This window comes from Mycobacterium sp. NPDC004974 (genome assembly GCF_053600815.1).
Genome location: NZ_JBSGAQ010000002.1, coordinates 333,137 through 349,981, shown reverse-complemented (window position 1 = coordinate 349,981; position 16,845 = coordinate 333,137). Strand labels below are relative to the sequence as shown.

The 16,845-nt window shown below is 65.0% G+C and carries 20 protein-coding genes; 11 read left to right on the top strand and 9 right to left on the bottom strand.

The window, feature by feature from the left end; all coding sequences use genetic code 11:
- Nucleotides 1–65 precede the first annotated feature (65 nt).
- Complete coding sequence (locus ACWEFV_RS06585) at nucleotides 66–731, bottom strand: TetR/AcrR family transcriptional regulator (RefSeq protein WP_450069533.1); 666 nt, start codon at nucleotides 729–731, stop codon at nucleotides 66–68.
- Nucleotides 732–1,034: 303 nt separating this feature from the next.
- Here ACWEFV_RS06585 and ACWEFV_RS06580 point away from each other — a divergent pair, with 303 nt between their 5' ends.
- The 4 genes from ACWEFV_RS06580 (at nucleotide 1,035) to ACWEFV_RS06565 (ending at nucleotide 5,568) form a co-directional block, all read left to right on the top strand.
- The gene (locus ACWEFV_RS06580) at nucleotides 1,035–1,460 is read left to right on the top strand and encodes an MmpS family transport accessory protein (protein ID WP_286174586.1); all 426 of its coding nucleotides are present in this window, start codon (nucleotides 1,035–1,037) and stop codon (nucleotides 1,458–1,460) included.
- Nucleotides 1,457–4,369: an MMPL/RND family transporter gene (locus tag ACWEFV_RS06575; protein ID WP_450069532.1), complete on the top strand. Its 2,913-nt coding sequence runs from the start codon at nucleotides 1,457–1,459 to the stop codon at nucleotides 4,367–4,369. Before ACWEFV_RS06580 ends, ACWEFV_RS06575 begins: the two co-directional genes overlap by 4 nt.
- Nucleotides 4,366–5,220, top strand: coding sequence for a thioesterase family protein (locus ACWEFV_RS06570; RefSeq protein WP_450069531.1), 855 nt, complete (start codon nucleotides 4,366–4,368; stop codon nucleotides 5,218–5,220). Before ACWEFV_RS06575 ends, ACWEFV_RS06570 begins: the two co-directional genes overlap by 4 nt.
- A gap of 180 nt (nucleotides 5,221–5,400) precedes the next feature.
- Nucleotides 5,401–5,568 (top strand): hypothetical protein, encoded by a 168-nt coding sequence (locus ACWEFV_RS06565; protein WP_450069530.1) that lies wholly within the window; start codon nucleotides 5,401–5,403, stop codon nucleotides 5,566–5,568.
- Nucleotides 5,569–5,641: 73 nt separating this feature from the next.
- Here the strand turns inward: ACWEFV_RS06565 and ACWEFV_RS06560 are convergent, their stop codons facing one another.
- A complete protein-coding gene (locus ACWEFV_RS06560) occupies nucleotides 5,642–6,310 on the bottom strand; it encodes an SDR family oxidoreductase (RefSeq protein WP_450069529.1) in 669 nt (222 codons plus the stop codon).
- A 198-nt stretch (nucleotides 6,311–6,508) separates the two neighbouring features.
- On the opposite strand from ACWEFV_RS06560, the gene ACWEFV_RS06555 reads away from it, so the two are divergent.
- Entirely contained in the window at nucleotides 6,509–6,775 is a 267-nt protein-coding gene (locus tag ACWEFV_RS06555; protein ID WP_450069528.1) for a YdeI/OmpD-associated family protein, read from the top strand.
- 11 nt (nucleotides 6,776–6,786) lie between these two features.
- On the opposite strand, the gene ACWEFV_RS06550 is transcribed toward ACWEFV_RS06555, so the two are convergent.
- Nucleotides 6,787–7,998 carry an acyl-CoA dehydrogenase family protein gene (locus tag ACWEFV_RS06550; protein ID WP_450069527.1) on the bottom strand — a complete coding sequence of 404 codons (1,212 nt, stop codon included), beginning with the start codon at nucleotides 7,996–7,998 and terminating at the stop codon, nucleotides 6,787–6,789.
- A gap of 26 nt (nucleotides 7,999–8,024) precedes the next feature.
- Nucleotides 8,025–8,630, bottom strand: coding sequence for a TetR/AcrR family transcriptional regulator (locus tag ACWEFV_RS06545; RefSeq protein ID WP_450069526.1), 606 nt, complete (start codon nucleotides 8,628–8,630; stop codon nucleotides 8,025–8,027).
- Nucleotides 8,631–8,735: 105 nt separating this feature from the next.
- Between ACWEFV_RS06545 and ACWEFV_RS06540 the strand changes: the two genes are divergently transcribed.
- Nucleotides 8,736–9,104: a DUF2834 domain-containing protein gene (locus tag ACWEFV_RS06540; RefSeq protein ID WP_450069525.1), complete on the top strand. Its 369-nt coding sequence runs from the start codon at nucleotides 8,736–8,738 to the stop codon at nucleotides 9,102–9,104.
- A 29-nt stretch (nucleotides 9,105–9,133) separates the two neighbouring features.
- On the opposite strand, the gene ACWEFV_RS06535 is transcribed toward ACWEFV_RS06540, so the two are convergent.
- Nucleotides 9,134–9,652 (bottom strand): TetR/AcrR family transcriptional regulator, encoded by a 519-nt coding sequence (locus ACWEFV_RS06535; protein ID WP_450069747.1) that lies wholly within the window; start codon nucleotides 9,650–9,652, stop codon nucleotides 9,134–9,136.
- 165 nt (nucleotides 9,653–9,817) lie between these two features.
- Here ACWEFV_RS06535 and ACWEFV_RS06530 point away from each other — a divergent pair, with 165 nt between their 5' ends.
- The 4 genes from ACWEFV_RS06530 to ACWEFV_RS06515 are packed head-to-tail and all read left to right on the top strand — an operon-like array spanning nucleotide 9,818 to nucleotide 12,191.
- On the top strand, nucleotides 9,818–10,525 hold the full coding sequence (locus tag ACWEFV_RS06530; protein ID WP_450069524.1) for a hypothetical protein: 708 nt from the start codon (nucleotides 9,818–9,820) through the stop codon (nucleotides 10,523–10,525).
- Entirely contained in the window at nucleotides 10,522–11,319 is a 798-nt protein-coding gene (locus ACWEFV_RS06525) for a hypothetical protein (RefSeq protein WP_450069523.1), read from the top strand. The genes ACWEFV_RS06530 and ACWEFV_RS06525 overlap by 4 nt, the downstream gene beginning before the upstream one ends.
- Nucleotides 11,316–11,891, top strand: a complete 576-nt coding sequence (locus tag ACWEFV_RS06520; protein WP_450069522.1) for a cytochrome c oxidase subunit 3 — start codon at nucleotides 11,316–11,318, stop codon at nucleotides 11,889–11,891. The genes ACWEFV_RS06525 and ACWEFV_RS06520 overlap by 4 nt, the downstream gene beginning before the upstream one ends.
- Nucleotides 11,892–11,894: 3 nt before the next feature.
- A complete protein-coding gene (locus ACWEFV_RS06515; protein ID WP_450069521.1) occupies nucleotides 11,895–12,191 on the top strand; it encodes a cytochrome C oxidase subunit IV family protein in 297 nt (98 codons plus the stop codon).
- Here ACWEFV_RS06515 and ACWEFV_RS06510 read toward each other — a convergent pair.
- Nucleotides 12,188–13,714: a serine hydrolase domain-containing protein gene (locus ACWEFV_RS06510; RefSeq protein WP_450069746.1), complete on the bottom strand. Its 1,527-nt coding sequence runs from the start codon at nucleotides 13,712–13,714 to the stop codon at nucleotides 12,188–12,190. The genes ACWEFV_RS06515 and ACWEFV_RS06510 overlap by 4 nt on opposite strands.
- On the opposite strand from ACWEFV_RS06510, the gene ACWEFV_RS06505 reads away from it, so the two are divergent.
- Entirely contained in the window at nucleotides 13,596–14,267 is a 672-nt protein-coding gene (locus ACWEFV_RS06505) for a DUF4262 domain-containing protein (RefSeq protein WP_450069520.1), read from the top strand. The two genes, ACWEFV_RS06510 and ACWEFV_RS06505, sit on opposite strands and share 119 nt — an antisense overlap.
- 187 nt (nucleotides 14,268–14,454) lie before the next feature.
- Here ACWEFV_RS06505 and ACWEFV_RS06500 read toward each other — a convergent pair whose 3' ends face one another.
- The 3 genes from ACWEFV_RS06500 to ACWEFV_RS06490 form a co-directional block, all read right to left on the bottom strand.
- Entirely contained in the window at nucleotides 14,455–15,714 is a 1,260-nt protein-coding gene (locus ACWEFV_RS06500; protein WP_450069519.1) for an MFS transporter, read from the bottom strand.
- Nucleotides 15,711–16,358 (bottom strand): GntR family transcriptional regulator, encoded by a 648-nt coding sequence (locus tag ACWEFV_RS06495; protein WP_450069518.1) that lies wholly within the window; start codon nucleotides 16,356–16,358, stop codon nucleotides 15,711–15,713. The genes ACWEFV_RS06500 and ACWEFV_RS06495 overlap by 4 nt, the downstream gene beginning before the upstream one ends.
- Nucleotides 16,359–16,420: 62 nt before the next feature.
- Complete coding sequence (locus ACWEFV_RS06490; RefSeq protein ID WP_135451812.1) at nucleotides 16,421–16,837, bottom strand: DUF5313 domain-containing protein; 417 nt, start codon at nucleotides 16,835–16,837, stop codon at nucleotides 16,421–16,423.
- Between the last annotated feature and the right edge of the window lie 8 nt (nucleotides 16,838–16,845).

The following is a 16,845-nucleotide window of genomic DNA, read 5'->3' as shown; positions in this document are numbered from 1 at the left end:
AAAGCTAGCTTCGCGCTGACGGTGCCGATGGTGCACGAAAGTGGACAAATTGACCGAAGGCTCGGTCAAGAAGTACGTGAGCCGCGCCTTGAAGTCGATTGACGACGTGACCCGGGGGAGACGGCGGCCTGGTCGAGTTGCAGGATGGCGGCGTCGATCAGGCTGCGGAGGATCTCGTCGGTGCTGAACGAGCTCAGCCACAGGTGTGGGGTATCGGTGCGGTGCAGCATCGCCACACCGTGCACCGCGACCGAGAGGGCCGCGGCGATCCGATCGGATTCGGGCGTCGGGGGCGCCTGCGGGTCGTCGCCGCGGCAGGCGAGCAGGCCCCGGGTGACGATCGCCAATGCCTGCCGGGCGGCCGGCGAGGTGTCGGTGATCTGGCTCATCAGCGCATAGCGCAGCGGGTGGCGCTCGGCGAAGGACACGTAGGTCTGGCAGCCGAGAAACAGCCGCTCGCGCGGGGGCTTGCTGTCGGTGCGGTGTTCCGCGATCTCCTCGGACACCTGCGTCCAACTCGCTTCGGCCACCGCATCGAGCACGCTGTCACGGTCTTCGAAGTGCGCGTAGACCGAAGGGGCCGCGATACCGGCCTCGCGGGCGATGCTGCGCAGCGATACCTCAGCCTCATTCTGGGCGGCATCGATGACGCGGATGGCCGCGGAAAGGATCTCGTCGCGAAGGAGAGCGCCCTGACCACGCATATTGCGTCGACGAGGGGCTGGAACCATGCCCTTATGCTAACACGTGTTAGGTTAACGTCGGGTCGGTTTCTCGTGCGCCCACTATATGTGGACCGGCCTTGCGCCCGTCGCGTCTTTGCGCCTCGGGCGTTTTCGGCGACGGTCCTTGTCTGATTGCCGCTCAAAACTATTGCTGCTCAGCGGATTACGCGATTCCAATGTCTCGGCGAACGCCTGGTTTACCGGTCGATTGCCTCAACTTTACACCTGTTTGCTTATGGCTGTAAGGTCAGCGTCCATGTTGGGTGCGGTAACGCGGAATGCGTCTGGATACAGGCGATGAAGACAGTGATGAGCGCACTGGCGCGGATGTGGATTGTGCTGGTGATCGTCGTGGTGGTCGGCGCCGGCGCGTTCATCATCAACCGGTTCCACGGGGTGTTCGGCACGCAGCGACTGGCTGGCGGTGACGCCCGGGTCGAGAACATCGTCTCGACCGTGCCCAAGTACGTGACCTACGAGGTGTACGGACCGGCCGGCACCTCCGGGATGGTCAGCTACATCGACGAACACGCGCAAGCGCAGGAGGCTCAGTTCAGCGCCCTGCCCTGGACGCTGACCCTGACCACCACCGTGCCCAGCGTGTTCGCCAACGTCATCGCGCAGGGCGACAGCGGGGCGCTGGGCTGCCGCATCACCGTCAACGGCGAAGTTCGCGACGAGCGGTCCGCCGACGGACACACCGCCACCACAAGCTGTTTGGTGAAGGCGGCATGAGCGGCCACCGTAACGTCGAGGGCGCCCGGCCGCCCCTGTATCCCCGGCTGATCCGCACCCTGTCGGTGCCGATCATCTTGTTCTGGTTGGCAGCCACCATCGCGGTGAGCGTGCTGGTGCCGACGTTGGAAATCGTCGGCAAGAACAACGCCGTCTCACTGTCCCCGCAGGACGCACCGTCGGTGATCGCGATGAAGCACATCGGCGAGAAGTTCGGCGAGTTCAACTCGGACAGCGCCCTGATGGTGGTGCTGGAAGGCGACGAACCGCTCGGCGACGACGCTCGCCGCTTCTACGGCGAGCTGGTGGCCAACCTGGAACGCGACACCGAGCACGTCCAGCATGTGCAGGATTTCTGGGGTGATCGCATCACCTCGGCCGGCTCGCAGAGCGAGGACGGCAAGGCCGCCTATGTCCAGGTGAACCTGGCGGGCAACCAGGGCTCCACCCAGGGCGTCGAATCCGTCGATGCGGTCCGCGAGATCGTCGAGCAGACCGAAGCGCCGCCGGGCATCCGGGCCCACGTCACCGGGCAGGCCGCCCTGGTCGCCGACACCAACGAGGCCGGCGACGAGAGCATGGTGAAGATGACCGCCGTGACGCTCGCCGTCATCGCGATCATGCTGCTGGTGGTCTACCGCTCGTTCGGTGCCACGCTGATCGCGCTGTCGGTGGTTCTCGCCGAGATGAGCATGGCGCGCGGGCTGATCGCGGTGCTCGGGTCCGTGCATGTCTTCGGCTTGTCGACATTCGTCGTCAGCATTCTCACCGCGCTGGCCATCGCGGCGGGCACCGACTACTGGATCTTCCTGGTCGGCCGCTACCACGAGGCCAGAAACGCCGGCGAAGAGCGTGAAACCGCGTACTACACCACGATTTCCGGCGTCACCCACGTCATCGTCGGATCCGGGCTGACCATCTCGGGCGCGATGCTGTGCCTGCACTTCACCCGGTTGAACTACTTCAACACGCTGGCCATCCCGTGTGCGTTGGGCATGCTGGTGATCCTGGTGATGGCACTGACCTTCGCCCCAGCGGTGCTGGCGGTATGTGTCCGGTTCGGCTGGTTGGACCCCAAGCGGGCGACCAAGACCCGCGGCTGGCGCCGGCTGGGCACGGCTATCGTGCGCTGGCCGTTGCCGATCCTGGTTGCCGCCACGTCCGTCGCGCTCATCGGGGTGCTGGCCCTGCCGGGCTATCGGACCAACTACGACAACCGTCACTACGTTCCGGCCGATGTGCCGTCCAATATCGGGCACGCCGCGGCCGAGAAGCATTTCTCTTCGGCCAGAATGAATCCCGACATGCTCATGGTCGAGGTGGACCACGACATGCGCAACGCGCGCGACATGCTGGTGCTGGACCGTATCGCCAAGAACATCTTCCGGGTGCCGGGCATCGCGCGGGTGCAGAGCATCACCCGTCCGCTCGGACCGCCGATGGAACACGGCTCGGTTCCGTTCCAGGTCAGCGCCCAGGGCGTGGCCATGCGGGAGAACCTGCAGTTCGTCAGGGCCCGCCTGGACGACACGTTGAAGATGACCGACCACCTCAGCTCGATGATCGCGATCATGGAGCACCTGCACGATCTGAGCGTGCAACTGTCCGACGCGACCCACAGCGCGGTCGGTGCCACGCACGACATGGAAGCCACCATGGCCGAACTGCGGGATCAGGTCGCCGATTTCGACGACTTCTTCCGGCCGGTGCGCAACTACTTCTACTGGGAACCGCACTGCTTCAACATCCCGGTGTGTCACGCCCTGCGGTCGGTGTTCGATGCGACGGACGGTTTCGACAAGCTGGCCGACAACACCAAGGCCCTGGCCACCGAGATGGACAAGGTCGACGGGCTGACCCCACAGATCGCCGCGCAGATTCCGCCGATGATCGGGATCTCCACCCAGGTGCGGGATTTGATGCTGACGCTGCACAGCACGTTCAGCGGGATGGTTATCCAGATGGAGCAGATGACCGACACTGCGTCGGCCATGGGCCAGACTTTCGACGACGCCAAGAACGACGACATGTTCTATCTGCCGCCCGAGGCGTTCACCAGCCCGGACTTCCTGCGCGGTATGGAGCTGATGCTCTCACCGGACGGGAAGGCGGCGCGGATCCTCATCACCCACGACGTGGATCCGGCCACGCTGGAAGGTATTTCGCATGTGGACGCCGAGCTGCTGGCAGCCAAGGAAGCCGTCAAGGGCACGCCGTTGGCCAACGCCAAGTTCTATCTCGGTGGTACCGCGGCCACCTACAAGGACATCCAGGAAGGCGCGCATTACGACCTGTTCATCGCGGCGCTCGCGGCGATCATCCTGATCTTCGTGGTGATGTTGTTGATCACCCGGGCCCTGGTGGCCTCGCTGGTCATCGTGGGAACGGTGGTGCTCTCGCTGGCCGCTTCGTTCGGCATGTCGGTGCTGATCTGGCAGCACATCCTGGGCATCGAACTGCAATGGCTGGTGATCGCGATGTCGGTGATCATCCTGCTCGCGGTCGGCTCGGACTACAACCTGCTGGTGGTCTCCCGGATGAAGGAGGAACTCGGCGGCGGTATCAAGACCGGGCTGATCCGGGCCATGGGCGCCACCGGCGGGGTGGTCACCGCGGCCGGCATGGTGTTCGCCTTCACCATGATCTCGATGATCGCCAGCGACCTGCGTTCGGTCGGTCAGATCGGCACGACCATCGGCCTGGGGCTGCTGTTCGACACCTTCATCGTCCGCTCACTGATCACTCCTTCGATCGCGGCGCTCCTCGGGCGTTGGTTCTGGTGGCCGCTCAAGGTTCGAAGCCGCCCGGCGCGTCCCACTCCGGCTGCACCGCAACCGGTTCCCGCTCTTGCCGCCGCCGGCCCTTCGAACGACGAGCCGACCGTGGAGATCCCGAAAGGAACCCCATGACCGAGATCCTCACCCGCACCAGCCCATTCGCTGAGCTCACCGCGCTGCGCGAGCTCGGGCCAGACCGCTTCGGTGCGACCGTTGATCCGATGTGGACCATCGGGCCCAAGGTGCACGGCGGCTGCATGATGGCGATCTGCGCGGCCGCCGCGCGCCGGTCCGTCCTCGCCGCCGGCGGCAGCGCCGAGCTGCAGCCGGTCGCGGTGAGTGCCAACTATCTGGCCGCACCGGATCCGGGTGAGGTGCAGGTGAGCACGACCCTGCGCAAGCTGGGCCGACAGGTGTGCGCGGTGGATGTGCAGCTGTCGCAGGGGGATCGGGTCGCGGTGACGGCGGCGGTCACCCTCGGCATGCTCGACGACGGCGACCCGCGGCATCAGGAACCGCTGGCGCTGACCCAGATGCCGGCCGAACCGTCGGCCGATGCCGTGCACGTGACACCGGACCATCCGATGGGACAGATCGTGCACGTCGCGCAGGGTTGCGATCTGCGGGTCGACCCCTCGGCCGCACTGTTCCTGACCGGCCGGCAGGGTGACCCGATCAACCGGATGTGGTTGCGGCCCTTCGCCGCCGACGAGGCCGACACCGACACGGCGCTGCTGTTCGCGCTGATGGCCGGCGACATCAGTGCGCCGGTGACGATGAACCGGGGAATGTTCGGCTGGGCGCCGACGGTCCAGCTCACGACCTATCTGCGCCGGCGACCGTCGCCGGGTTGGCTGCGGGTGATGGCGAATTCGACGGTCATGAGCACGACCTGGTTCGAAGAGGACCACCTGATCCTCGACGCGACCGGGGCGGTCGTTGTGCAGAGCCGTCAGCTGGCGATGATCCCGAAGGGCGCCTGAAGGCAGCGGAGTCGCGTGATTGCTGCCAACGGCCGGTCAATTTCTGCCAGCGGAATTAACCGCCTTGAGCAGCGTGTTGTGGAGGTCAGACCGGGTAGGAATCCCCCGAACCGGTGGACAAGACGTCCGAACCGCGACTCACACGCCACGGCTCGAACGCCCCGAGCGAAGGGCTTCGACATGAAGAAGTTTGGTTTTGCGAGCATGATCGCCACCGGTTTCGCCGCCGCCATCGTCGGCCTGGCCGCCCCGGCGCAAGCTGATATCTCCCATCACCAGTGGGTGCACGACATCCAGCAGCAGGCGAGCACCGGCGTCGTCACATCGACATTCGGCAACGGCCGCTGACACGCGACGCAAGCAAAGCGAGGGGCGCCCATACCGGGCGCCCCTCGCTTTGTCTCGAGCTATTCGCTGTACGTCAGGCCGACATCCGGCTCAGGCGATCAGGCCCGCCGACGTACACGATCCCCGACGGGTACGGTGCGGACGCGGCGCGGGCGATCGTCGTCGCCAACTCCCGGTCCGACATCATCTCGCCGGACACCACGGTGAAATCAATTCCCCGCCGGTCGAACTCGGAACGCATCGCGTACAGCGCGGTCTCGCCGGCCCGCTTGCTCGCGGCGATCGGTCCGTAACCCTTCGGCACGGCCTTGTTCGGGAAGAAGTGCGCCTGATGGCTGGTGACGAACACGATCTGACCGCCCACCGGCATCAGCGGTAAGGCCAGCTTGGCCAGCCGGCGCTGTGCATCGCGGTTCAGCCGCATCGCGTAGCCGGGATCGGTTCCCAGCTCCAGCCCGGTCGAAGCGTTGAGCACCAGGACATCCAGGCGGCCGAACTCACGGCCCACCCGCTCGATCATCGCGGCGGCGGCCGCTTCATCGGAAATGTCGGCTCCGAGCGTGGAGGCGCGTCCGCCCGCGCGGCGGATGGCGTCGACGACCGTGTTGGCGCGTTTGGCCTTCTCGCGGTAGTTGACGACGACGTGGGTCTCCGGACTGGCGAGCTGCTGGGCGACGTCGGCGCCGATACCCCGCGACGCGCCGGTGACAAGTGCGATCCGGGTGGCTGCTGCAGGCTGCATGTCGGGTTCCTTCCGTCCTGCCGAGGCGGCCGGCCCTACGTGTGGCCTGCGGTAACACGGTGATGTGCCCGTGCTCACAACCGCCCTGAGCACCCACCGTACACCAACTCTAAGAAAAATAAGACCCTTCTAAGGTCACGGTAAGGGCAATGTCGTGTCGCAAGTGGGTTGCTGCGGTAGGCGGCTTAACCTGGCTACATGACTGGCCAGCGCGTGCCCGGCGGAGTGGTGCACAAGTTGCCGGCGGACCTGCACGAAGCCTTGATCGGCAATGTCTCGGCGCTGGCTGCCTGGCGCGACATCACGCCGCTCGCGCGCAACGAGTTCATCTGCTGGGTCGAGGACGCCAAGCAACAGGTGACGCGCGAGCGGCGGATACGCCGCACGCAGGAGGAGTTGGAGGAAGGCCAGCGGCGGCCGTGCTGCTGGCCCGGGTGCAAGCACCGCGAGCGCACCGGCAAGTAGCCGCTCGGCCCCTACCGGATCGACAGGCCGGTGATGGCCCGGGAGATCACCAGTCGCTGGATCTCGCTGGTGCCCTCGAAGATCGTGAAGATCTTGGCGTCGCGGTGCATCCGCTCGACCGGGTAGTCGCGGGTGTAGCCGTTGCCGCCGAGGATCTGGATGGCCTCATCGGTCACGTACACCGCGGTCTCACTGGCCACGAGCTTGGCCATCGAGCCCTCGGCGTTGTCGAACGCCTTGTTGTTGCGTGCCATCCAGCCGGCGCGCCACACCAGCAGCCGGGCGGCGTCGATACGGCTCTTCATGTCGGCGAGCTTGAACGCGACGGCCTGGAACTCGCCGATCTTGCGGCCGAATTGCTCACGCTGGCAGGCATAGTCGAGGGCGTACTCGTAGGCTGCGCGGGCCACGCCGACCGCCATCGCCCCGACGGTGGGCCGGGTGCGCTCGAAGGTCTTCATCGCGGCTTGGCCGCCGGCCGATGCGCCGGACTTCACGCGCGCGACGCGGTCCTCGAACTTCTCCCGCCCGCCCAGGATCAGATCCTCGGACAGCCGGACGTTGTCGAGCACCACCTCGGCGGTGTGCGAGGCGCGGATGCCGTGCTTCTTGAACTTCTGGCCCTGGGTGAAGCCGTGAGTGTCCGGCGGGATGATGAACGTGGCCTGCCCGCGCGAGCCGAGTTCGGGGTAGACCGAGGCGACCACGATGTGGACGTTGGCGATCCCGCCGTTGGTGGCCCAGGTCTTGGTGCCGTTGAGCACCCACTCGCGGGTCGCCTCGTCGAAGCGGGCGCGGGTGCGGATGGCGCCGACGTCGGAGCCGGCGTCGGGCTCCGAGGAGCAGAACGCGCCGAGCTTGGGTTCGTCGGCCGTGCCGAACATCTCCGGCAGCCAGAGGCCCAGTTGTTCGGGAGTTCCGTTGCCCGCCAACGCCGCTGCGGCCAGGCCGGTGCCCAGGATCGACAGCGCGATGCCGGCGTCACCCCAGAACAATTCCTCGAACACGGTCAGCATGCCCAGCCCGGTGGGTTCGGCGGCCTGCTGGGCGAACAACTCGGGGGAGTACAGCCCCACCTTCGCGGCCTCCTGGATGACCGGCCACGGGGTTTCCTCCCGCTCATCCCATTCCGCGGCCGCGGGGCGCACCACCTCGGCGGCGAACTGGTGGACCCAGTCGCGGACCTCGATCACGTCGTCGCTCAGTTGCAGGGAGAACGTCACGGTTTCCTCCTGAAATAGGTTGGTAATCAGTTGGTTTGAGTGCGGTGTTGTTTGATCACGCTGACGGTCTGGGTGACCCAGGCCTCGAAGAAGCGTTCGTGGTCGACGTTGCCCGGCAAGCGCCCGGTCAGCGCCTGCAGGGTCGCGGCGTAGGACAGCCCGGCGATGGCGACCGCCGCGGTGGCCTCGGGATCGGGGATCTGGGTGCGGCCCGAGCGATTGGATGCGGCCAGCTCATCGGCGAACCGCTGATAGGCATTGTCGGTGATGACCTGCCACGTCTTCTCGTCGAGCTCGCCGAGCTCATCGGGTTCGCGCAGCATGACCCGCAGCAGTTCCTCACTCTGGGTGAGGTTGGTCCAGATCAATTGACCGGCACTGCGAACCGCCTCCTCGACGGATTTCGGATTGCCGGCGTCGTACTGCTCACGGGCGCTCACGATGGCGTCGATGCGGTGCGAGACCGCGGCCTCGAGCAGTTCCCGCTTTGAGCCGAAGTGTTTGTAGAGCGCACCCGACCCCGGTGCCAGGCCGGCCGCCTGCTGGATGTGGGCCACCGACGTCGCGGCATACCCCTTGGCGGCGAACAGCTTGAGTGCCGTGGCCAAGAGCCGGTCCCGTCCGGATGACATGGTGAGAGAGTACTCACTCACCTGATTGGCGCCAAACGGGCCCCTCACGTCCGCCGGATCGATAGGTTGACCTGGACTGTGTCGGTCTGACGGGGAGGCATGACGATGGCAGAGCTGAGTCGAAACGACAAGATCTTGTGCGGCGTCTACGCCGTGATCGCCGTGGTGGCGCTGGTCGGGACCTGGTGGAACAACATCGGCTACATCACCACTGAAAGCACGAGCCTGATCGACTTCTTCAAGAGCGGCTACACCAACTACGCGACGTCCTCACTCACCAACGACCTGCTGCTGTTCGGGTTGGCGGCGTTCGTGTTCATGGTCGTCGAGGCCCGCCGGATCGGCATCCCGAAGGTGTGGATCTACATCGTGCTCAGTGCGGTCATTGCCGTGAGTGTGGCGTTCCCGCTGTTTCTGATCCGACGGCAATTGGTGCTGGCTGAGCAGCGGGTGTCGGGAGGCAACGCAAATTAGCGAAACGCCATTCGTTGTTTAACTGCCCGCTAATCAGCGAGCCCGAGCATCCGGCGGGTCATCTGGTTCAACTGCACGCGTAGCGTTTCACCGTCGATGTCGGCGAGCAGCGGATGCATGACGGCGACGCTGATCGCACTTGAGAGCATCGCCGCGTGAAGTCGGGCTTCGACGCCGGCTTCGGTGCCCAGGAGTGCGGCATAGAGGCGTTCGATGAACCGCTGAAACGGTTCGTACTCGGCCTGCAGGCGAATGATGACGGGGTCGAACATCGGAATGCTGAAGGCGCCGCGGCGGTCGATGGCCTGCTCGATCATCCGGTCCAGCAGCTCCTCACGGGCCTGCCGGGGAGACCCCTGCGCCTCGACCGCCTCGAGTGCCTCTTCGAGTCGGCTCATCTCCCGTTCGGTGATCGCGATGACGATCTCTTCCTTGGTCTTGAACTGCCGATACACGGCGGCCTTCGTGACACCCATTTCGTCGGCGATCATCTGCAGTGACGTCCCGCTGACCCCGTGATTGGCAATGAGTTTCAGTGCCGCGTCCATTACCCGCGTTTGAGCGGCGGTACGCGTGATCGCACCGAAGGTGCGGGCCTCCTGTGTGGACGTCACAGCGTCAACGGTAACCGACGATTGACCGTCGAGTAGCCGATCGGCTACCGTCCAAGTTGCCGATCGGCAACTAACGTCACGCATGAAGAGAGTCCGACGATGAGACGACCTGACGGCGAGTTGATCCTCCTGGGGACGTTGCCCGTAGTGGCAATCATCTGGATCTCCGCGTTCTTCCTGTTCCCCGGGTTCGTACATCCGATGTCCCCCAACATGTCTGCCGAGCAGGTCGCGAGTTTCTATCAGGACGAAACCGCGCGGATCCGGTACAGCATGATCCTGTTCAACTGGTTCGGCGTCGGCCTCATCCCCATCGTGATCCTGTTGGCGATGCAGGTCCGGCGGATGGCCCACCGCACGCCGATCTTGTCCTACAGCCTGATCGCGGCGGCCGGAGGTCCACCGGCGCTGTTCCTCATCGCCAACATGTTCTGGCTGCTCGGCTCATTCCGGCCGGACCGCGCCCCGGAGTTGACCCAGGTTCTCAACGATCTCGCCTGGCTGACCTTCACACTGCTGGTGCCGTATCTGATCGCGCAGTGCCTGCTGCTGGCGTTGGCGATCTACTGGGATCAGCAGGAACGGCCGGTGTTCAAACCGTGGGTGGCGTACTTCAACCTTGCCGTCGCCGCGGCGCTGGTCCCCGCCACATTCACCGCGTTGTCTTTCGACGGACCTTTTGCGTGGGACGGGATGTTGTCCTTCTGGCTCAAGAACATTGCCATCGCTGTCTGGATCCTGGTGATGGGAGTCGTTCTCGCCCAGGCGATCAAACAGCAGCGCGCGATGGACAAGGTGTCCGCATGAGCGGCACACGGTTGAGCAGACTCGTGTGGAACCTGCGCTATCACCCCAAGCGTGAGCTGTGGTTCGCGTGGTATGTGATGGTGTTCTTCTACCAGCTCTACGGTGTGCTGTTCTTCTTCGTCACCCGCGTGCAGCCTCCGCCGAGCCCGGCCTGGGACACCCCGACGGTCGTGCACTGGGTGACCGACCACCGGTTCGGTGTTCTCGCCGGCTTCGGTGTCGTCTTCCTCATCACCGGCATGTGTGCGCCGATGAACGCCCTTCTCGCCTACTCGATGCGACGGATGTCGGTCAGCCCCGTCTTCGCGTACTCGTATCTGATCATGTACTCGCTGAGCGCAATTCCGGGCATGCTCGTCATGGCCATCGCAATGACCACCGCGGCGCTACGGCCCGACCGCGACCCCGAGATCATCCACTGGCTCTATGAATTCGCCTTCTTGTCGTTCAGCGGGACCATGGGTGTGTTCCTGATCGGCTCGCTGGTGTGGATGGCCGCGATCCTGCTGGACAAGAACCGCGTGTTTCCGAAGTGGTTCGGCTATCTCAATCTCTGCAACGCCCTGACCGAAGTGGTCGTCGCCCCGGCCTGGATCTTCCACCGCGGCGCGTTCGCCTGGAACGGCGCGATCGCCTGGTGGGTCAACATGGTCGTGTTCGTCACGTACACCGGTGTTTTCATCGTGCTGCTGCGCAGGATGATCGAACGTGAGGACTTCGGCACCGGTCCGCTCCCGGACCTTCCGGGCAAACAGGCCGGCGAGCTGCAGGTGGCAGCGGAGGCGGTGCGATGACCGAACAAGTCGACGGGGCCCGCACACGGTCGGTGCCCGGGCAGCCCGACATGTGGATGTTCGTGCTGTTCGAATCGCTGCTGTTCACCGCGTACTTCTCGGTGTACCTGGTGTCACGCACCCAGAATCCAGAGCTCTTCCTGCAGTCGCAATCCCATCTGGACCTGCGGATCGGAGTGGTCAATACCATTGCGCTGCTGCTGAGTTCGTGGTCCATCGCCCGGTGCGTCCAGGCCTCCCGCGGGGGCAACTACCGATCCGCGTTGACGAACGTGTTTCTGACGATCACGTTCGGCGTCATCTTCCTGGCAGGCAAGATCGTCGAGTGGGTCACCCAGGTTCGCATGGGGAATACGTTCACCAGCGATGAGTTCTTTCAGCACTACTTCTTCCTGACGTCGATCCACTGCATCCACGTCCTGATCGGCTTCGTGGTGCTCGGTGTCGTCGTCTACCAGTTGTGGAGCCCGCAGCGGCGATCCCAGCAGCTCGTCGAAACCGGCGCCACCTACTGGCACACGGTCGATTTCCTCTGGGTCCTGATTTTCGCGTTGATCTACGTCGTGAGGTGAGTGGTGCGCACCAAGGGCAACACAAGACTGCTGATCGTCTGGGCGATCCTGACGGCGATGACACTCGTCTACGTGTGGCTCGACGAAGCCGTCGACCAGGACGGGACGCTGCGGGCCAGCACCATCGTCACCGTCAGCACGATCGCCATCGCACTGATCAAGGTGCGCATCATCTTCCGGGAATTCATGGAGGTGCGTCACGCTCCGGCGTTGCTCTGCCGCCTCACCGACGGATGGGTTGTCCTCATCGGAATCTGCCTGCTGGGCAGCTACTTCGTCGGGTCAGCGGTCGCCGGCTAGGTGCCGTACAGATGGAGCGCCCGGGCGGTTTCGGTGGCGACGTCGCCACTCAGCTTCGTGATCGGCGGACCACCGCGTTGATGGATGACGTTCGCCAGGACGGCGACGTAGGTGTCTGATCCGGGATCCATCCAGAGCGTCACGCCGGTGAATCCGGTGTGGCCGAAGCTGCCGACGGGAAAGATCAGCCCGCGCGGTCGGGAGTGGGCGGTATCGATATCCCAGCCGAAGCCGCGGAGGTCCTGCCCGTCGATTGCCGGATAGTGCGGCGCCAGCAGGGGATCGGTTGTGTTGGGGGCGTGTTCGATGGCTTGCGGAGTGGCGGTGTTGGCCGCTTCGACTTGTTCGGCGGTGTGTCCGGGCTGCTGCGGAGTCGTCATCAACTCCACGGTCGATTGCTTCAGCGGAAAGGTGCTCGGGCGGCCGGCGAGACGATCGAGCAGGGCCTGCGCGAACCGGCCGATGTCGTTCACCGTCGAGAACACCCCGGCGCTGCCGGCCACCCCACCCATGCGGCGTGCCGTCGGGTCGTGCACGGTCCCGCGCAACGGGTGGCCGTAGTCGGGGTTGATGCCCGGGGTGTCCTCGTCAAGCGCTGTCGGTGCGATGCGGGGCAGAAGGTCGGTACTCCACGTACCCTCCGGGCAGTCGCTCACTTTGGGTGCGCTTGGATCGAAGGCGACGGCGGTGCCCCGGACCTGGTGCGGGCCACAGGCTTTGGTGGCCGGAAGGTAGTGCGTTTCTGACAACCCAAGCGGTGCAAAGACATTGTCCTGCACATACGTATCCAAGGGCTGGCCGGTGATCCGCTCGATGATCGTGCCCACCAGAATGAAGTTGATGTCGGAGTAGTGAAAGAGCGCGCCGGGTTCGTACACGACCCATGCGCCGAGCGCACGGTGAATGCCTTCGGTCTTGTCGGCCTTGTCGAGCCCCCACGGACCGTCCAGGCTCAGATCGCCGGCGATGCCCGACGTGTGGGTGAGCAGCATGCGAACGGTCACCTGCGCGCGGCGTGGGTCGTTGGTGGGGTTGAAGTCCGGCAGGTAGGTCTGCACCTGGTCGTCGAACTTGACCTTGCCCTGTTCGTAGAGCTGCATGAAGGCCGTCGTCGTCGCGATGCTCTTCGACAACGAGGCGAGGTCGAAGATCGTGTCCTCGGTCATCGGCTCGGCGGGGGCAGGTACTCCGTCCAGTCCCGGTTCGCCGTCAAGCTTGCGCGAGCCGTACGCCTGGCGGAAGACGACGTTGCCGCCGTGCCCGACCTGCACCACGGCTCCGGGCAGGCGATGGGCCGTGATGTTGTCGTTGACGAGTTTCGAGACCGGGGTGAAGTCACCTGTGGGAACGACGGCGGCCAAGGTGGGCGTTGGCGCGGTGGTCGTTGGTGCGGTCGTGGTCGACGTGGAACTGGCTGGCGGTGGGGGTGTCGGACGTCCGCACGAAGTCGTTGCGGCGATCGTGAACATGATGGTGCCGACGGCGAAGAGCTGGGTAAGACGCGATCGCGGCACCGTCACCAGATCGACGGTAGTCGTGCCCCGCGAGCGTTGTCGGTGGACGGGAGCACAGTGGCTCCTATCGACCACGGAAGGGGCGGCCATGTGCTGGCAGTGCGACAATCCCAACGGCACTACCGATGACTACTTGGACATCCTGCGGGACATCATCAAGGACCACGGGTGGGCAGTCCAGTTTGTTGAGAACGACAAACGCCCATATGCCTACACCGTAGGCCTGCACGACATGGGCTTGCCGGAGCTATTGATCACGGGCATGCCCGCGCAGGCTTCTGCGCGCGTGCTGAACTCACTTGCCCATCAGATCACCGAGGACGGCACGTTCCTGCAACCGGCGATGCACATCGATTATCAGGACGAGTTTCTCTTCGAGGTGGTTGAGGTTGAGCATCCGGATGTCCATCTCAAATTCGCCGTCGAGCTCTGCAGTCCGCGTATTCGTGCGTTCCAACTCGTGTGGACGGACGATCGTGGTCGTTGGCCATGGGACCGTGGATGGAGTCACGGTCGATGTCGGCAACCGGTACTAGGCGTTCGTAAGCTGTTGCCGGAATAGGGTGCGATCTGTCCACACGGCAGCGAGGTGCACCGAGCATGACAGTGTGCCGAAGTGAACAAGGTCCACATGAACTTCGACGCGTTGTACCTAGGATTGCGGTCAATATCGAGCAGTAATCCTAGGTGTAGTGGTCGCGCGCAATGAGTTTCGCCATTCCGCACGGCAAACGTCAAATCCTTCTATGTCAACGATTGACAGCCGGTGTACGCGGCTCCAGATGCTTCGCCCACCCTGACGCGCACACTGCAGTGCAGACAATCGCCAACAACCCCACCGCACTGAGCATCACCGGATAGCTGAACCAGTGCGCCAGCGCGGCCAGCACCGCGGGCAGCAGGAACCCGAGATAGGCCAGTGAGTAGTAGACCCCGGAGATCCCGGCGAGCTCATCAGGAGGCGCAATGCGTTGGATCTCAAGGAGACCCGACACGATCGCGATCCCGTACGCGCTGCCGAGCAGCATCGCGACCAGCGGGGCGATGAGCGCCGAGCGGGTCATGGCGGTGGCTACCGCGGCGAAGATACCCAGCGCCATCAATGCCATCGACACCACTACGGCACGGGAGCTGGACACGTCGTCGAGGCGCCGCGCAACCGGTTGGATCGCCACACCGCAACCCAGGGTGAGCACCGTCAACCCGACGGTGTAGAGCAGAGCCCACGAACCGAGCTGATCGGCGACGAGCGCCGGCACGACCGCGTAGGCGATGGCCGCCGAACCAAAGATCCACGGCGCCATGGGAACAACGACGTGAAGGAACCGGCGGTGTCCGGCCGCGGGCACCTTCAATCCGTCCAGGAATGGCCGCGAGGTCATGCGCTCACGGGTCTCGACGGTGCGATTCCACACCGCCCACAGCACCGGCACGCAAAGGGCCGCGTGGACCAGGTACGTCAACACCAGCGGCAGCGGGGCGTAGACGGTGAGCAGCCCGGCGAACAATGGCCCGACCCCGAAGCCCAATGACAGGCAGATCGAGGCACGTCGCGCACCGGCCCCGGCCGGGGCGTCGTCGAACGGCGGCCTGGACAGCTCAGCGATCCAGGCTGATCCGACCGCCATCGCGATACCGACCGCCACTCCGCTGAACAGCCGGCCGACGAACAGGGCTGGGAAGCCCCAGTAGTCGCCGATGGCCAGCACGAGGCTGCCGAGCGCCGCACTGATGACACCGGCGGCCATCACGTTGCGTCGACCGTGGCGGTCCGACAACGTCGAGGCGATCAGCAGGCCCGGGATCAGGCCGAGTACGTAGGCGCCCAACAGGATGTCCACGTCCACCCGGGTGTAGCCGGAGTGCTGGGCATACGCGATCAGCAGCGGGGTGAATTGGTTTCCGCCCCAACCGATGCAGAAGATCGCGATGGCCACGGCGAGCCAGGGCTGAAGGCGATGCCGGATCTGATCCGGTGCCTCACGGGAGTCGAAAGCGACAGCGGTCATGCCAGCACCACCCGGTAGGTAGCCTCCAGATGCGCCAGCAATGCGCCCTCGAAACCGGCCACATCGCGCCGCCCGATGGCGTCGGCCAAGTCCGCGTGCTCGCCGATCAACTCGGTCAACCGGGCCGAGTCCGAACGGGCCGCGTCGGCCATCATGCGACGCTGCCGGTCGCTGAGCGACCCGTAGAAGCGGCCGGCGATCGTGTTCCCGGCGACCTCCACGATTCGCCGGTGAAACGCGTCGTCGGCGGCCGCGAACTGATCGGCGTCGCCGATCGCCGCGCCGTGGCGCTGCCGCTCCACCAACTCGGTCAGCTCACCGAACAAGGTGTCGATGGACTCCGGTGACCGGCACAACCGACGCACCGCCGCGGTCTCGAGCGCCAGGCGCATCTCCAGCAGATCGGTGGCCTCCTGCGCGGACACCGGAACGACGACGGCGCCGCGCCGCGGCACGAGATCCAGGAAGTCCTCGGCGGCCAGGCGCAGAAACGCCTCGTGCACGGGTGTGCGGCTGACGCCGAGCTGCGTCGCCACCTCTACCTCGCTGAGCAGCTGCCCGCCTCGAAACTCACCGGAGAGGATCTGGTCCTTGGTCATCCGGTAGACGCGTTGGCTGTTGCTCGACTTCTCGTCCGGGTCCACGAAAGACCAGGGTACCCCTTGCATGCAAGCTTGCATGCAAGGGGTCTATCCAGGGGAAACGCTTAGAAGGGGCTGCTGTTGGCCTGGTACTTGGACGATTCCGGACGCGGTCCGAACCGGCGGATGTACTCCTCGTGCTTCCGCTGGTCCTTCTTGTACTGGATCTCGTCGACCAGGTTGGGGTCGAGGCCATGCTGCGCCAGCCGGTGCCGGCGCCAGATCTTGTTGAGCGCGAGCGCCATCAAGATGGCCCAGATGTAGATCGGCACGGTCATCTCGATGTGCACGTACAGCGAGGCGGGCAGGAGCCACAGTGGCGCCAGTACGAACAGCGGCGGGATCGCCATCCGGATCAGATGCCGGCGCACCGCGCCATGGTCGGCCAGATCATGGGCCACCCATTCGCGCATGGAATCGGGCAGTCGCTTGCCGTAGCAGTAGGCGATGTACTGAAAGAAGTTGGGACGGTCCTTGGCCATGGGGGCTC

What these genes read in the sequence shown, in the direction of transcription:
- ACWEFV_RS06585 (WP_450069533.1), bottom strand. Translation starts at nt 731, where the DNA reads ATGGTTCCAGCCCCTCGTCGACGCAATATGCGTGGTCAGGGCGCTCTC.
- ACWEFV_RS06580 (WP_286174586.1), top strand. Translation starts at nt 1,035, where the DNA reads ATGAGCGCACTGGCGCGGATGTGGATTGTGCTGGTGATCGTCGTGGTG.
- ACWEFV_RS06575 (WP_450069532.1), top strand. Translation starts at nt 1,457, where the DNA reads ATGAGCGGCCACCGTAACGTCGAGGGCGCCCGGCCGCCCCTGTATCCC.
- ACWEFV_RS06570 (WP_450069531.1), top strand. Translation starts at nt 4,366, where the DNA reads ATGACCGAGATCCTCACCCGCACCAGCCCATTCGCTGAGCTCACCGCG.
- ACWEFV_RS06565 (WP_450069530.1), top strand. Translation starts at nt 5,401, where the DNA reads ATGAAGAAGTTTGGTTTTGCGAGCATGATCGCCACCGGTTTCGCCGCC.
- ACWEFV_RS06560 (WP_450069529.1), bottom strand. Translation starts at nt 6,310, where the DNA reads ATGCAGCCTGCAGCAGCCACCCGGATCGCACTTGTCACCGGCGCGTCG.
- ACWEFV_RS06555 (WP_450069528.1), top strand. Translation starts at nt 6,509, where the DNA reads ATGACTGGCCAGCGCGTGCCCGGCGGAGTGGTGCACAAGTTGCCGGCG.
- ACWEFV_RS06545 (WP_450069526.1), bottom strand. Translation starts at nt 8,630, where the DNA reads ATGTCATCCGGACGGGACCGGCTCTTGGCCACGGCACTCAAGCTGTTC.
- ACWEFV_RS06540 (WP_450069525.1), top strand. Translation starts at nt 8,736, where the DNA reads ATGGCAGAGCTGAGTCGAAACGACAAGATCTTGTGCGGCGTCTACGCC.
- ACWEFV_RS06535 (WP_450069747.1), bottom strand. Translation starts at nt 9,652, where the DNA reads ATGGACGCGGCACTGAAACTCATTGCCAATCACGGGGTCAGCGGGACG.
- ACWEFV_RS06530 (WP_450069524.1), top strand. Translation starts at nt 9,818, where the DNA reads ATGAGACGACCTGACGGCGAGTTGATCCTCCTGGGGACGTTGCCCGTA.
- ACWEFV_RS06525 (WP_450069523.1), top strand. Translation starts at nt 10,522, where the DNA reads ATGAGCGGCACACGGTTGAGCAGACTCGTGTGGAACCTGCGCTATCAC.
- ACWEFV_RS06520 (WP_450069522.1), top strand. Translation starts at nt 11,316, where the DNA reads ATGACCGAACAAGTCGACGGGGCCCGCACACGGTCGGTGCCCGGGCAG.
- ACWEFV_RS06500 (WP_450069519.1), bottom strand. Translation starts at nt 15,714, where the DNA reads ATGACCGCTGTCGCTTTCGACTCCCGTGAGGCACCGGATCAGATCCGG.
- ACWEFV_RS06490 (WP_135451812.1), bottom strand. Translation starts at nt 16,837, where the DNA reads ATGGCCAAGGACCGTCCCAACTTCTTTCAGTACATCGCCTACTGCTAC.